Annotated in this window: 9 protein-coding genes and 1 tRNA gene; 5 read left to right on the top strand and 5 right to left on the bottom strand. The window is 66.2% G+C overall.

From position 1 onward, the window contains the following. The first annotated feature begins 15 nt into the window (after positions 1-15). Positions 16-92, top strand: a tRNA-Met gene (locus tag M8312_RS09860). Between the two features lie 319 nt (positions 93-411). Here the strand turns inward: M8312_RS09860 and M8312_RS09855 are convergent. Genes M8312_RS09855 through M8312_RS09845 form a run of 3 tightly spaced genes read right to left on the bottom strand, consistent with a single transcriptional unit; the run spans position 412 to position 8461 of the window. Further along, positions 412-3489, bottom strand: coding sequence for a CHAT domain-containing protein (locus tag M8312_RS09855; protein WP_250117528.1), 3078 nt, complete (start codon positions 3487-3489; stop codon positions 412-414). Further along, the gene (locus M8312_RS09850) at positions 3486-6890 is read right to left on the bottom strand and encodes a hypothetical protein (RefSeq protein ID WP_250117527.1); all 3405 of its coding nucleotides are present in this window, start codon (positions 6888-6890) and stop codon (positions 3486-3488) included. Before M8312_RS09850 ends, M8312_RS09855 begins: the two co-directional genes overlap by 4 nt. 2 nt (positions 6891-6892) lie before the next feature. After that, positions 6893-8461 carry a ShlB/FhaC/HecB family hemolysin secretion/activation protein gene (locus tag M8312_RS09845; RefSeq protein WP_250117526.1) on the bottom strand — a complete coding sequence of 523 codons (1569 nt, stop codon included), beginning with the start codon at positions 8459-8461 and terminating at the stop codon, positions 6893-6895. Positions 8462-8895: 434 nt separating this feature from the next. Between M8312_RS09845 and M8312_RS09840 the strand changes: the two genes are divergently transcribed. The 3 genes from M8312_RS09840 (at position 8896) to M8312_RS09830 (ending at position 10542) form a co-directional block, all read left to right on the top strand. Further along, on the top strand, positions 8896-9312 hold the full coding sequence (locus M8312_RS09840) for a VOC family protein (protein ID WP_250117525.1): 417 nt from the start codon (positions 8896-8898) through the stop codon (positions 9310-9312). Next, complete coding sequence (gene gloB / locus M8312_RS09835; protein ID WP_250117524.1) at positions 9279-10046, top strand: hydroxyacylglutathione hydrolase; 768 nt, start codon at positions 9279-9281, stop codon at positions 10044-10046. Before M8312_RS09840 ends, gloB begins: the two co-directional genes overlap by 34 nt. Positions 10047-10116: 70 nt before the next feature. Beyond that, complete coding sequence (locus M8312_RS09830) at positions 10117-10542, top strand: hypothetical protein (RefSeq protein WP_250117523.1); 426 nt, start codon at positions 10117-10119, stop codon at positions 10540-10542. Positions 10543-10551: 9 nt separating this feature from the next. Here the strand turns inward: M8312_RS09830 and M8312_RS09825 are convergent, their stop codons facing one another. Continuing rightward, entirely contained in the window at positions 10552-12330 is a 1779-nt protein-coding gene (locus M8312_RS09825; protein WP_250117522.1) for an AMP-dependent synthetase/ligase, read from the bottom strand. Between the two features lie 128 nt (positions 12331-12458). Between M8312_RS09825 and M8312_RS09820 the strand changes: the two genes are divergently transcribed. After that, a complete protein-coding gene (locus tag M8312_RS09820; protein WP_250117521.1) occupies positions 12459-14204 on the top strand; it encodes a gamma-glutamyltransferase family protein in 1746 nt (581 codons plus the stop codon). Here M8312_RS09820 and M8312_RS09815 read toward each other — a convergent pair. Continuing rightward, on the bottom strand, positions 14194-15225 hold the full coding sequence (locus M8312_RS09815; RefSeq protein ID WP_250117520.1) for a quinone-dependent dihydroorotate dehydrogenase: 1032 nt from the start codon (positions 15223-15225) through the stop codon (positions 14194-14196). The two genes, M8312_RS09820 and M8312_RS09815, sit on opposite strands and share 11 nt — an antisense overlap. Positions 15226-15307 lie beyond the last annotated feature (82 nt).

The raw sequence follows: 15307 nt of genomic DNA, 5'->3' as shown, positions 1-15307 counted from the left end.
TGGCCGAACTGGTGACGCGGGGTGGAGCAGCCCGGTAGCTCGTCAGGCTCATAACCTGAAGGTCGTAGGTTCAAATCCTACCCCCGCAACCAAACCAACAGGGCCACCTTCGGGTGGCCCTTTTTGCATGTCCCGAAGGCCTGTTTCAGGCCGCTGCTGATGCGCCGTTCCCAGCTCTGGCGACGCACCACTGACCGAAAGGTGTCCGTGCGCCCGATCTCGCATGCGGCGATCTAGGTCAGGACGATGAACTTAATTGAAGTAGGCCTTTGCTTAGGGATCTCCGCCGGCCCGCTTCGGCTTGCAGGTTGAGCGTGCTCATCAGCAGCCCGGTCCCAAGCAGCTCTCCCGAACCCCGCCGTCTTGAGGCCGCTCATGCGCTAATCCTGGCGAGTAAATACTAAGCCGGCGTCAACGTCCCGCAACTTGTGGGAGTGCCAGATTCGCAATCCGGTTGGCCGGCGGAGAGACCGAGGGGAGCAGCGGTTTCGCGCCGTCACCGAGAATGATGAAGGCGGCCCAGTAAAAGGGATGGCTGGTCCTTGCATCGTCCATCAGCCCACGCTGCGCATCCCGTAATGCCGCCGCCAGAGGTTCACCCGGCGGCGCGCCGAGCAGCCCCCCCATCAGCCGGGCGGTTGCTCCATAATCGTCGGGAACTGGCCAATGACTGGCCACCACGGAGCGCGCTCCGGCGCCGACGAAGGCGCGCACGAGCCCGTCGAGCGCGAAGTTGCCACCGGAACTGACGCCTGCCTCTCTGCTTGCTGCGATGGTCGCGAGTCCGGCCGTATCGCAGGCGGAAAGGATGACCACGTCCGCATCCAGCTGAAGATCGAAGATCTCCTTGAAGCTAAGCAGACCATCGGAGCCGCGACTTCCGAAGGAGGTCAGCAACGCAGGACGAGGAGGACAATCGGGCCGAGGTGCGGTCACCAGCCCGTGAGTGGCGAAATGAAGAACTCGGAAGTCCTTCAGTTCGCGATCGCCGAGCAGTGACGTGTCGCTGAAGGATGCCCCGGTAATCAATTCGCTGCCTTGCGGACCGAATTGCTTCTGGCCGAGCTTTAACTCGGCGTCAGAGATCGGCGCCTGCCATGCCGACAGCGGCCACTCGCAGTCGTCCGTCACCGCCGCCACCGGCAGTGCCCCCGGCACGGCATTATTGCCAAGTCCAAGGTAGAGGCGATGCGCCTTGCTTGGCGCGATCGCGCGGACGTCCAGGAAGCTTCGGGCACTCACCGCTGTAGAAATCTCGCGATCACGGCCGAGCCAGGCTATGCCCCGATAATCATATTTGTCGCTGCCGGGCCGGTTGAGCCGGGCCTCGTACGCCTGAACAGTGGCAAGGTCGGTAATCAGCACCGAAAGTGGTAATTGCAGCAGGGCGCCATCCGGTTCCACGATCAAGTGCCGGACAGTGGCGAGCTCGGAAGCGACCGGCCCCATGAGCCTGGTGAAGAGCGTCGCTGATCGAGCGACATCGAACGGATCGGTGAGCACCTGGCCCTGATCGGAGCGGGCGATCGTATCCCGCAAGGCGCGCACGTCCGCGGCGAGGCCCGCCCGATCCGTGCCCGTGCGATAGAGCCGGGCTGCGGTCGGCGTGACGAAGAGCGCATAATCGACCGTCGCCGTGTCGATGAGCTGCCAATAGGCTTCACCGGGTTTAAGCCGCTGCTGCAGCTCGCGAAGGTCGACCTGGGTTCGGCTCAGCGCCTGATAGCGCGGATAGGCACTCAGGCGCGCCTGCAGTCCGGTCTGTTCGGCCCGAAGCGTTGTCAAATTGCTCTCGGCGCCCGCGATGTTCTGCAGAAGAGCAGAAGTCTGCTGCGGGCGGGCCCTCAGGTCCGAAAGCTCCTGCTGCGCGCGGGCGATCTCGCGCGTGCGCGCAAGGGACAAGCGGAATAGGGCGCTGGCCTCGTCACTTCCCTGGCTGAACTGCCGCGCAAGAACAGCCTGCGTTTGCGCGACACCTGGACGTTGCCGCGCCTGCGCGGCGGCGAACGCCTCGGCCGCCGATCCCTCATCCGGGTCATCAGCAAGCATCGAGAGGTAAGGATCGAGCAGACTCCGCAAGGTGGATCCGCCATCCGGCACGGAGTCGGAGTCTACCACGACCTGGCGGAACAAGGCGCGGGAGCCTTGCCGGTCACCAAGCCGCCGGAGCATCGCGGCCTTCCGTGCGCGCGCCGACAAGAGAGAGGGCGATTCTGGAAAGGCGTGAGCCAGGATGGCGATCGCCTCGTCAGAGCGGGTGCGCGCGCCAGCCCCATCGCCTCGGTCCTCCGCCAGGAGAGCCTGCTCCTGCGCGATATCCGCCAGCATCCAGCTGGCCGATTCGATCGTGCCTTCTCGGACTGAGCGAATGCGACGCTCGGCCTCCTGCAACTCGCTGTCGGCCTGTTCGAGCTGGTTGAGCTGACGGTGGGCGGTGCCGGTGAGCGCGAGCGCCTGCCCGTCAAGCACGTCCGACCGCTCGGCCGGCGTCAACGCACTGTCGAGCGCCCTTAAGCGCCGCGCGTCAGCGCTGTCGCTATTGAGTTCAAGGGAGACCGGCTCGCTGATCAGCCCGCGACCAAGCGCATCGCGGTCGTCGTCGCGTACGACTTCCGGAACCGGTGCCGCCAACTGCTCCAGCGCGGCCCTTGGTTGCTGGCGGTTCAGTTCAGCGATGGCGCGGTAATTGCGCAGGAGGCGCATGAGCACCGGATCCGATGGAGAGATGAGGGTCTGAGCGCGGTCAAACAGGGCGGACGCGGCGGCCGCATTACCAAGATTCGACTGCTGCAGGCCCTGGTTGGCCCATGCCTCGGCCTTGACCACCGCATCATTGCCTTGCCGCTCGGCGATGGAATCGAAGAACTCTGCCGATTCCGCGTAGCGCCCGCCGTTGTTGCGAAGATAGCCTTCGACCCGGGCGCTTCCGGTATCTAGCGCGCCCGCCTGAACCCGCGCAAATGCGGCGAAATCGCTCACCAGGGTTGTAGCAACCCGCACCGTGCCGATCTGCGGCCGATTGTTGACCAGGCTAGCCAAGGTGAGCCGAAGGGCGCTGTCGTAACCCGCCAGCCCCTCGACGATCACATGGTCTGGACCCCGGTCAACGCCGTAGCGAAGATAGTCGAGAGCGGCCGCCTCGTCACGGCAGCGCTGAAGCCGAGCCACCCCTACGCCCTCGACGGTCGCAGTTTCTTCCGGTTTGCAGACCTGCCCCTGGGCAGCTTCGGACAGCGCCAGCGGCGCACGAAGCACGACCGCCGTGCCGACTGGCGCCGCCGCGTCGCGGCAGGTCAGTCCATAGGCGCGATCGAACATGGTCCGAAGGCGTGGGTCCAGAGCGCTGAATTGCGCGGTGCAGCTGACCCCGTCACTGCCAATGCGGAAGTTGTTGCGCACGGCGAGGCCATCGGCCGCACGGGCTGGCCCCGAGATCGCCCCGCTCAGGACGGTCGCGGCGAGCAATGCGGCGGGACTGAGGCGGATCACCGTCCGCCTCCCAGAGGCGAGCCGCTGCCCATCATCGCCGGGTTGCCGGCGCCCGAAACGGGCTCATCGATCGGCTGCACACGTTCAAGTGGCCGGCGATCAACCAGCTTCTCGGCCGGTGTGATCGCACCAGACTTCTTCCTGCCATCGCCGTCGTCGTCGTCACCGAACAACTTGTCGGGCAAGGGCGGCAGGAAGCCGATGTGGATGTCCTCGTCTCGCGTGGCGTTGAGCGGACCGCAACTGATCGCGCTGACCAGGCAGCCATTGACGCTGCTGTTGGCCGTGAACCGCACGCCGCTGGATGCCCTGGCCCGGGCAAGCGCGCTCTGGACCGCGAAGCCTCCGGTCGCACTTCCGTTCGCCTGGATGATCTGACCGTTGACGATAAGCTCGATCGGATCGCCCTGAGCGCCCGACGAGGCGAAAGTCAGGAAGGTGCCGTCACCGCTCGCGAGCCCGGCGGGTGCGGTTCTCGTTCCGCTGTTCTGGACGAGGATCTGGCGCGCACCGGTGAAGTTGACCGACCCAGCCCGAATGATGCCGTCCGTGCGGGGGGTGGCCAGTGAAGCGGCGAGATCCGCCTCCCGACCCACGTAGGCTGCGTTGCCAGCAAGTTGGGCGAGGATCGCGGGGCTTGCAACCCAAAGCCGGTCGGTGCGGAAGCTGAGCTGCCCCGAGGGTGCCACTCCGCCGCCGGTCAGGTTGATGCCGCCGGTGCTCGCGTCGACCTCCACCCGCGCAGCTTCGAACGCCACCGTTTGGCCGCCGCCGAAGCCCGTGCCACCGACCGCACCGCTAATCGCGATCACGCCGGCCCTGCCGTTGTTCGATTCGGTCGCGAAGCGGAGCATTCCCTGACCTGCGAGCTGAGCGCCCGATACGGCCAGCCTTCCGATCCTCATGCTCGGCGAGGCAGTCGTGTCCGAGCGTCCCTGAAGGATGATGTTGCCGCCGTGCAGACGGGCGAACTCCGCATTGCTGAGCGCGTAGCCGCTGCCCGCCAGCCCATCGCCGATGAGCATCTGAGCGGCATTGATGGACGTCAGGCGGAGGTCATTTGCGGCGGCCAGACTGGAAGCGCCCCCCAAGTTGATATCACTCGAGGTTAGGTCGATTGTGGGCGCGGACCATGCCCCGTCGATCGTGAGCAGGCCGCCGGACCGGATCGACAAGCTCCCGCCCGAGCTTGAAAGCCCCGCGAGCTGCACCCGCCCGGGGGCGTTGATCGCAAAGCCGCTGGCGGAAGTGAGGTTGGCAGCGAGGATGAAGTCGCCGGCAGTAGTGACCAACCAGCTCCCGGCATTAAGCGAGCCGAGCGTTCCCGGGGCGGCTTCCGCCACGAACGTCTGCGCGCCAAGCCCGATGGAGCCTGCTGTCAGCCGTCCACGATTGTTCGCCACGCCAAGCGATCCCGAGGTGGCGAAGGAAAACAGGCCGCTGACGTCAGCGGTTCCGTTGTCGAGCTTGATGAGGTCGCGCGTGGCGCCTGGGGCGTTCGCCGCGGCGTTTACCCCGAAGGTCAGCTGCCCAAAGTTCGCCTGCCCGTTGCTGATTTCGAAGCGATTCCCACCTTGCGACATGGAGCGGCCCGCACCGGGGGGCGACGTGCCGCCGGTGGCGCTCGCGGTCGCTCGAAGGGTCCCAGCCGCGATGCTCCCACCCTGCGATGCGAGGACTTGCAGTGCGCCAGCTCCGCCGATCATCGCGTCGCCGCCTGCACCGCCGCTGCTGCCAGCGCCGCCCCGGGCGTCGGCGCTTAGGGCAGCCGTCTCGCCAAGCTGAAGTTGGCCGCCGACAGACTCCACGGTGATACTGCCGCTCCGGGCATTGCCGCCGGCTCCGGTTGCGGCGGTGCCCTCGCCACCGATGCCATCGCTGCGCAGAGAGGTGTTCCGTGCAGTCAGCACGCCGCCGAGCGCACTGAGCCGGATTGCGCCGCCGATTCCGACGCCGCCGTCCCGTACACCGCCAGCAACACCCGCGCCGCCGAGACCGTCGGCCGACGCCAGCAGATCTCCGCCAACCTGTATCTTTCCGTGAGCATAGGACGTGAGCTTGATCACGCCCGCCGTGCCACCGGAGCCGGCGCCACCGACGCCGTCCGCCAGCAAGGTCGCGCCGCCTCCAATGGTGACGGACCCGCCGCTGGCTGCATCGTCGGCCCTGCCCGCAACAAGGTCGATGCTGCCGCCGATCGCGGATGCATTACCGGCGCTGCCAAACTGGCGCGCATCGGCGAGCAGACTCCCGCCGACGGAGAGCTTGTGCCCACTTTCCGCCCGGAGGATGACCGAGCCGGACTGCAGGTCGAGATTGCTCAGGAAGCTCAGGTCGCCGGTCAGCGCCAGTAGATTGGCCGAACCGTTGATGCCGGCAATCGTACGGTCGCGGAATGTCGCGTTCTGAATGATGGCGTTGCCGGACAACCCGTTGGATGGTCGACCGAGCTCTCCATGAACAATGTCCCGTCCCGCAGAGAGGACGATGGCATCTCCGTCGATGCTCGCCTGTCCCGCCGGCGTGAAGCCGAGGTCCGCTCCTCCCTGGATGAGCATGGTGACGGCCGTGTTCTTCGGGATCGACACCAGATAGAGGCGTTGGGCTGAGGCAACGGGGCCAATTGCCGCACTGCCGATGCGGCCTCCGTCGATGGCCAGTCCGCCGGCGCTTCCGACTTCTGGTGCGCTGACCTGGATCGAATAGAGATTATCTGGGCTGAAGGTGATGGTCGCCGCGTCGGCCGCGACCAGGGCCACACCGCCCGAGGAGCGGATGATGCCCTGGTGGAGCACCTGCGGCGCCACAATCGCCGTGTAGCTGCCGGTGCTCCCCGATGTCGTAATCAACGATCCCGGTTCGAGGATGACGGAGCGGCCCGGCAGGCTGGAGGCAAAGGTGGCCGTCCGGTCAGCGCTTAACCACGGGCCGCTGCCGGACCAAGGGTCACTGGTGGTCAGGCCGAGGCTGCCCACGTCGATCACGGCATTGGCGCCGATGACGATCCCGCCAGGACTGTAGAAATAGACGGTCCCCGCCGCCTGACTGCTGTTGCCTTGAAGCCGCGAGAGGATGGTTCCGTTGATCCGGACTGGGTTGTCCCCGACCGGCAGGATCCGGTTGAGCACCGCGAAGTCGGTCAGCCCGCTGCCCGACTGAGTGGTGAACAGGGCCGTGGTGCCCGCCGGCTGGAAGTCTCCAGTGCCGGCCGGGGTCCAGTTGATCACCGTTTGCGGACTGCCGACCTGCACCACCGTACCCGTCGCCTGGTTGATCGTGGCCGTGCCAAACACGACCTGCCCATCGCCCTGAAAGGAGCGCTGTGCCTGGGCAGCATCGGGACGCACGACGGCGGTCGCCAGAATTGACGCTGAACAGAGGAAGCGAGTCACTGCACGCATGGTCATCTCCAGGGCAGGAAGCGGGTGGTGAGGGTGAACAGGGCGCGCCAGCCGGGACGCTGCTCAAGCAGGCCCGCGCGCCGCAACGGCTTGGCGATGGTGACGTCGAGCCGGAGGCGGTCCGCAAGGTCGCCGCGCATGCCCGCACCGACGGAGGCCAGCCGGTCCGCGCCAAGGCCGTCATGCTTGTTCCAGGCCCAGGCCAAGTCGCCGAACGCAAATGGCTGCACCCGCGCACCGACGTTGCCCAGGCGCAGACGCGGCCCGCGAAGCTCCGTCACCAGTCCCACGCCGCTGTCACCGCTGATGGTGCCGGGAGCATAGCCGCGTCCGATCGTGTAATTGCCGCCCGTGAACTCCTCGAAGGCTGCAAGCGGCGCGAACGCCAGCTGCGCTCGAGGACTGAGGAACAGTGCCAGCGAGTCCCCGATGGCGAGTTCGAGCGAACCGCCGGCGCGGACGATGGCGGCTGTGGGGTCCGCGTCCGCCCGGCTGAGCGGAATGGCGGAGGTGAAGTCACAACTGGCTTGACGGCACCCGCTGCTGGCGCCGAGCACGCCCAATCCCTTGCGGAACTCCAGCAGGGCACTCGCCCGCCAGTGAGGCGCGCTGTTCCTGGTGTCGACCCCCTCGGCGGTGGCGCGCAGCCAGCCGATCCGCAAATGGTCGCGGGCCAGCGGCGCGATGAGTTCGACATCCTGGTTGAGGAGATCGAAACCGCCCGACAGATACACGCTGTGGGACTGGCGCCGGATGAGCGGGTAGGTCAGCGAAAGACTGGAAAAGAGAGTCTTGGCCGTGAGCGCCGAATCGCCCGCGGCTGCTCCGGTGTCAGGCCGGCTCCAAGCGTAGGTGAATTGGCCGTCGACGATCAGCCCTTCGGACCCCGGCCGAAACTGGTGCCCCACCTGAATGATCCGCTGCTCGCGCCAGTCGCCGAGCACATTGTAGTAGCTCAAGGTGGTGACGTCGCCCATGCCGGTCAGCCCGAAGGCCTGGGCGCGCAACTGTCCGCCCCAACGGCCAGTCTCGCGCGGGGCCAGGTTCTGCACCGTTGCATCGACCGAATAGGGCCGGCGGATGACGCTGACTTCTCCGACCAGGTCACCAGGCGCCGTACCGGCCGGCCGCAGGGTGAGCTGCACGTTGTAGCCCGGAAGGTCGCGCGCCAGCAGCAGATAGCGTTCGGCCCGGTGGCGATCGAATATCTCGTCCTGCGTGAGCTTCTGCAGATATTGGGTGAGCTTGGCCTCAGCGCCCGTCGTCTCGCCCCGCGCCCTCACGGTTGTCACGCGCCCGTAGAGCACCTCGAGCTTCACCACGCCATTTTGGATCCGCTGCACCGGGACCTGGACGGCGGCGAGATAGCCCTTGTTCCGAAGCAGGGTCGCGGCCCGATCGCGTATGTCGCAGATGATGTTCACCGGCCGGTTCTGGCCAGCGAGATCGGTCCAGCTGGAGCGCATCTCCGCCGGGGTTGCGCCCTTGAGATTGTTGAAACGGACCTCGGTGATCGTGACGTTTATGCCCGCGAACTGTGGGTCCGAAAGTGCGCACGGCGAGCGTTCCATTTCGCCCCGTACGCTCAGCCGCGAAGGGCGGCTCTCCGTAGTTGCGGGCGGGCGGGTCAGCTCATCACGAGTAGGGACGACGCTTTGCGCCGACACTGCGCCTAGCGGGAGCACGCCCGCGAGAATCGCGGCCGCGAGTTTTGCCCTCGCCGTCGCCCCCCGAGCCGTCATGGATGTCCCCTGTGAGGCGCGTCGCAGGGCCTACCCGCGAGTCGCGATCTGTTAATTAACCGCTAACCACGATGAAAAGTCAATCGTGCGTATCGGCAGAAGTGGCGGATTTGTCCCGTTGCGCAGCGGCGACACGCCTCAGCCTAGCCGGTGGCGGGGCAATCAGTGCGGCCTTTGGCACCACTTGAAGTCGGTGGTTTCGTCGTCACCTTAGAGGCGACACCGGGCGCGGAATCTTCGTCCCCGAGCTGAGCGAGGTTGCGATGAAATTCCTGCACACGATGATCCGGGTGACCGATCCGGAGGCGACGGTTGGCTTCTTCCAGCTGCTCGGCCTCGAGGAAAGGCGGCGCATGGAGAATGAGGCGGCCCGCTTTACCCTCATCTTCCTCGGCGTGCCGGGCGATGAGGGCGGAGAGGTCGAGCTGACCTATAACTGGGATGCCCAGCAATATGGTGGCGGTCGCAACTTCGGACACCTCGCCTATCAGGTGGACGACATCTACGAGACCTGCCAGCGGCTCATGGATGCCGGTGTGACGATCAATCGACCACCCCGCGACGGGCGGATGGCGTTCGTGCGGACGCCTGACAACATCTCCATCGAACTGCTCAACAAGGGAGGAGCCAAGGCGCCTGCCGAGCCATGGGCGTCGATGCCGAATACGGGCGAGTGGTAATGGCAGGGAGGCCCGAGATCGTCTCCGTCCCGGCACTGAGCGACAATTACATCTGGCTCCTGCACGACCCGGCAAGCGGTCACACGGCCTGTGTGGATCCCGGCGACGGGGCGGCGGCACTGGCTGCGGCTGACACTCGCGGCTGGCGGATCAATCAGGTGCTGATCACCCATTGGCATCCCGACCACACGGCTGGGATTGCTGCGGTTGTGGGTGCCACAGGTGCCGAGGTGTGGGGACCCGAGGCGGAGCGCGAGAAGTTCGCCGGGCTCAACCACGGGCTTGTCGACGGGGACGCGGTTGCCGTCGGACGGTGGACTGCTCAGGTCTGGCACGTGCCTGGACATACCCTTGGACATATCGCCTTCATAATGGCTGATGCTGGGGTCGCCTTCACTGGCGACACCTTGTTCGCCGGGGGCTGTGGGCGCCTGTTCGAAGGCACGCCGGAGCAGATGTTTGCGTCCTTGCAGCGGCTGGCGACGCTGCCAGACGAGACGCTGGTCCATGCGGCGCACGAGTATACAGTGAGTAACTACCGCTTCGCCGCGCATGCCTTCCCCGGCGACGCGGCGATCGAGCGGCGGCTGGCCGAGGTGGAGGCTTTGCGCCAGCAGGGCGAGATCACGCTCCCGACGACCATCGGCGAGGAGAAAGCGTCCAATCCGTTCCTTCGGGCCCGTGACGCTGCTGAGTTTGCGTTGTTACGTACCGGTAAAGACAGCTTCCGTTAAGCTGGAGCCAAGCAGCATGCGGACGCGTTATTCCGCCAGTTGAAAGCGTCATCCTGCAAGGAAGCCCGCCATGCATCGCATCGCCGTCCTCACCCTTTCCGCGCTGACCACAGCGACGGTCGGCGCCTGCGCCTATAATGAGGCTCCGCAGCCGCGCAGCCCGCAGGCACTGCAGGAACTCGACCGCTATCTTGCTGGCAAGGTCGCCGGTCGGCCGCAGAGCTGCCTGCCCAACTATCGCGCCAACGACATGGTGGTGGTCGATGAGCATACCGTGCTGTTCCGCGACGGCGGCAACCGCGTCTGGCGGACGGACATCCCGGGTGGCTGCTCGGGCCTTGGCCGGCCCGGCTATGCCATGCTGACCAAGCAGTTCGGCGGCGAAGGACTGTGCCAGGGTCAGATCGTGCAGGTCGTCGATACCGCCAGTGGCATGACGGTTGGCAGCTGCACCTTTGGCGAGTTCGTGCCCTTCACCGGGCCGTCGCGCCGCTAGTCCCGGCGCTCAGGCGGACTTGCCGCCGTACAGCGCGTCCAAGCGCTCGCCATAAGCCGCACGGATGACGTGGCGGCGGATCTTCATGGAGGGCGTGAGCATCTCATTATCGACCGTGAAGGCATCGTCCGCGACGATGAAGCGGCGCACCTTCTCGATCACACTCAGGTCAGCGTTGACCCGGTCGACCGCCTTCTGAAGCGCAGACTTGAGCCCCGCGTCATCGCCGCGGTACTGCTGGATTATCTCGGGCTCCGGTACGAGCAGGCCGACCAGGTGAGGCCGCCGGTCGCCAACGACCATGGCCTGGGCGATCTCGGGTTGGAGGGTCAACATTCCCTCGACCCGTTGCGGTGCGACATTGTCGCCCTTGTCGTTGACGATCAGGTCCTTCTTGCGATCGGTGATGACGATCCGCCCGGCCTCGTCGAGATGACCAATGTCGCCGGTGTGCAGCCAGCCATCCTTGAGGACTCGAGCGGTCTCCTCCGGATTGTTCCAGTAGCCGTGCATCACCAGCTCGCCCCGCACCAGGATCTCGCCATCTTCGGCGAAGCTCACTTCGGTGTTGAGCAACGGTGGACCAACTGTGTCGAGCCGGATGCCCGCCTTGGGCCGGTTGCAGCTGATTACCGGTGCCGCCTCGGTCTGACCATAGCCCTGCAGCATGGTCAGACCGAGCGCATGGAAGAAGACGCCCACTTCCGGGTTGAGCGGTGCTCCACCCGACACCATCGCCTTGATCCGCCCGCCGAACTTTGCGGCGACTTTTCGCTTCAGGGTCAGCTTGAGGAACAGCTCCATTGGCCGGTCGGCGATGGAAACCTTGCCCGTGTCGTAGCGCTCCTGTCCGATCTCCAATGCGCGGCGAAGCAGAAGCTGTGAAAAGTTGCCCGACTTCTCGACCGTCTTGAGCAGGCGCTGACGGAGCATCTCGAACAGCCGGGGCACGACCACCATGATCGTGGGGCGCACTTCCTCGATGTTTGCGGCCAGCTTTTCGAGGCTTTCGGCATAGTAGATCTGTGCGCCGAGCCCGACCGGGAAGTGCTGCCCACCGGTATGCTCGTAGGCATGGCTGGCGGGGAGGAACGAAAGAAATATCTCGTCATCCCAGCCGAAGTCATTGGCAATGACGTCGGTACAGGCGGCGACGTTGTGGAGGATCGCTCCATGATGCTGGCGAACGCCGCGTGGCGCTCCGCCGGTCCCGCTGGTGTAGATGAGGCAGGCGAGGTCTTCGCGGCTGACATTCGCCATGCGCTGCCGAACCGGCTCGAGATCGTGACCGTCCTGCGTCAGTTCTGCCCAGACGTGGAAACGTGCGCCTTCCATCGCCTGGCCTGTACGGATGTCCTCAATTCCGATGACATCGTTGCAGTCGGACGAGAATAGCACCGCCGGAATCAGCGCCTTGGCCAGTTTCTGGGTCGACACGATCACCGCCCTCGCGCCCGAGTTGCCCAGGATGTGGGTATGATCACGAGTGGTGTTGGTGGTGTAGGTCGGCACGGTGACGCAGCCGGCAGCCATGATCGCGAGGTCGGCGATCAGCCATTCGGGCCGGTTTTCGCTGACGAGCATGACTCGGTCGCCAGGCTTGAGGCCGATCCGCAGCAGGCTTGCCGACAACGCTGCCACTTGGCGCGCGGCGTCATTGTAGCTGAGGGAGTGCCAGGCGCCCTTGCGCTTCGCCCAAAGGAAGGGCGTGTCCCCCTTTTCGGCCACGCGTGCGAGGAACATGGTGACGAGATTGGGAAAGATTTCGAGCTGCGTGCGCTTGGCCATGCGGATGCGTCGCCCCCCGGCTAACTGAACGAAAGCGGGGCTTTAGGCTTATTGCCGATGGGACGCTAGCTTGGGCCCGCGTGGACAGTCGCGCAGGCGCTCGCCTAAGCGGACGCGTGAATGGAGAAATGATGCGATCTCTTCTTGCCTGGCTTGCCCCCGCCTCCCTGCTGCTCGCGAGCTGCGCCACTTTGCCGGGGCCCACGGCGCCGGCGGTGCCCACGGCGCCGATTGCGATCCGAGAGCGCGCCTTTGTCATTGCCGCCAACCCGCTGGCGGCCGAGGCCGGCATGGCGGTGCTCCGGCGCGGCGGAACGGCGGTCGACGCCGCAGTGGCCGTGCAGGCGATGCTGGGGCTGGTCGAACCGCAGTCGAGCGGGATCGGTGGGGGGACGTTTCTCCATTTTTACGATGGCAGGACGCACCGCACGACGTTGTACGATGGGCGCGAGGTGGCTCCGGCACAGGCAACGCCCACCATGTTCCTCGGGCCGGACGGGCGGCCCCTGCCGTTCGAGACGGCCGTTCATTCTGGCCGATCGACAGGCGTGCCCGGAGCGGTTCGGACGCTCGAACTGGCGCAGCGGGAGCATGGCGCGCTGCCGTGGAGCAGCCTCTTTGGGGATGCCGAGCAGACGGCGGACCGAGGCTTCCGGGTCAGTCCGCGCCTCGCCCGCCTGGTGGTGACCTACGGGCCGCAGATGATGACCACCGACGTGCCGCGCTACTTCATGAAGGCGGACGGCACGTGGCTGCAGGTCGGCGATCGCTTGAGCAACCCGGCCTATGCGGCATTCCTACGGCGGCTGGCGGCAAACGGCTCACGCGCCTTGCTGGAGGGTGAGACGGCGGCGCGGATCGTGGCACGGACGCACCAGGGCGCCTACCCCGGCACGCTAACCATGGCCGATCTCGCCGCTTATCGGCCGATCAAGCGCGAAAGCCTGTGCGCTCCGTGGCGAATCTACCTCGTCTGCACGCCGCCGCCGCCCGCCAGTGGGGTGGGGCTGCTGGAGCTGCTCAAGATCACGGAGCGCACCGACATGGCGCAGCGTGGCCCGAACGACCCGCAAGCCTGGAGCATTTTCGCACAGGCCAGCCAGCTGATGTACGCGGATCGCGATCGCTACGTAGGCGATCCAGCCTTTGTGGCGGTGCCTGTCGCGGGGCTGCTGGCGCCTGAGTATATCGCCAGGCGCGCGCAACTGATCGCGCCGGTGGCGGGACCTCCGCCTGCGCCCGGCCTGCCGGCCGGTGCCACGGTGGTGGGAGCGGATCGCACCCGCGAGCCGACTGGGACCAGTCATTTCATCGTTCGCGATAGCGATGGCAACGTGGTCAGCATGACCACCACGGTCGAGAGCATCTTCGGCTCAGGCCGAATGGTCGATGGCTTTTTCCTCAACAACCAGCTGACCGATTTTGACTTCTCGCCGATCAACGCCCAGGGGCTGCCCGCCGCCAATGCGGTGGCGCCAGGCAAGCGGCCGCGCTCGTCGATGGTGCCGACCATCCTGCTGACCGCCGACGGACAGTTCGCCGGTGCGATCGGTTCGGCCGGCGGTAGCGCCATCCTTGCCTACGTCGCCAAGTCGCTGGTCGCGGCAGTCGATTGGAGGTTGCCGATGCAGGAGGCGATCGCACTACCCAACTTGGTGGCTCGGGGCCCCGCGTTGCAGGGCGAGGTGACCAAGTTCAGTCCGGCGATCCTGGCCGGTCTCAGGGCGCGCGGCATCGACCTGCAGCCCGGCCAAGGCGAGGACAGCGGTGTGCATGGCGTGCTGATCCGCAATGGCGTGGTCGATGGCGGCTTTGACCCGCGCCGCGAGGGGGCGGTGCTGATCGACACCAGCGGAACGCGGCCTAGGCGCTAGTGCCGACCGCCTCGGCAATCGTGGCGTGGCCACTGCGGTCGAGCAGGTCCGCCAGGCCGGAGGCGATCCGGCGGGCGAGACCTGGGCCTTCGTAGACCAAAGCCGAATAAAGCTGAATGAGGTTTGCGCCAGCCCGGATCCGTTCCCACGCGTCCTCAGCCGATCCGATCCCGCCAACCCCGATCAGCGGAAGGGCGCCGCCGGTCTCGGCACGAAAGCGCCGCAAGGCGTCGAGTGCGAGTGGCTTCAACGGCGCCCCGGACAGTCCTCCGGTCTCGTTCGCATGAATGGAGCGCAGCGCCGGGCGGCTGATGGTGGTGTTGCTGACGATCAGCCCGTCGATGCCATGGTCCACGGCGGCGCGGACAATCTGCCTGGGCTCACCTTCGCCAAGGTCCGGCGCGACCTTCAGGAACACGGGCGGTCCGCCAAGTGGCCGCGCCTCGCGAACGGCGGCGAGCAACTCACGAAGAACAGCTTCATCCTGCAGTTGCCGCAGGCCGGGGGTGTTCGGCGAACTGATGTTGACGGTGAGGTAATCCGCGACCGGCGCCATCCGCCGGATCCCCTCGGCATAGTCGGCGATCCGGTCCACGCTGTTCTTGTTCGCGCCGATGTTAACACCGACGATCCCACTCCGAGCGCGAGCCCGCAGGCGGGGCAGAGCCTCCGCTTGGCCCTGGCTGTTGAAACCGAAGCGGTTGATCACCGCTTTGTCCTCGGTCAGCCGGAACAGGCGAGGCCGGGAATTGCCGGGCTGCGGCCTGGGCGTGATGGTCCCGACCTCGACGAAGCCGAAGCCGAGGCGAAGTAGCGGCCCGAACACCTCCGCGTCCTTGTCGAATCCGGCCGCGAGACCTACGGGGGAGGGAAAAGTGAGGCCGGCGACGGAACTTGCAAGCCGAGGGTCGAAGCCGACAGTTCCGGCCGGGAGTGCCTTCAGCACTCCAATGGTCAAACCATGCGCCCGCTCCGGATCAAGGCGAAAGATGAGCGGCCGGGCGAGGTTGAAGAGCGACATCGGGTCCCGTTGCCTCGGTCTTGGGCCGAGGTCTGCCTTCCTTCGCATGCAAAGAGAAGAAGGCGGATGCCGGGTCAAGCCT

Origin of the sequence: Sphingomonas sp. KRR8 (assembly GCF_023559245.1) — a bacterium.
Classification (GTDB): domain Bacteria; phylum Pseudomonadota; class Alphaproteobacteria; order Sphingomonadales; family Sphingomonadaceae; genus Sphingomicrobium.
The sequence above is the reverse complement of the archived record's forward strand: the minus strand, read 5'-3'. Positions and strand labels throughout refer to the sequence as shown.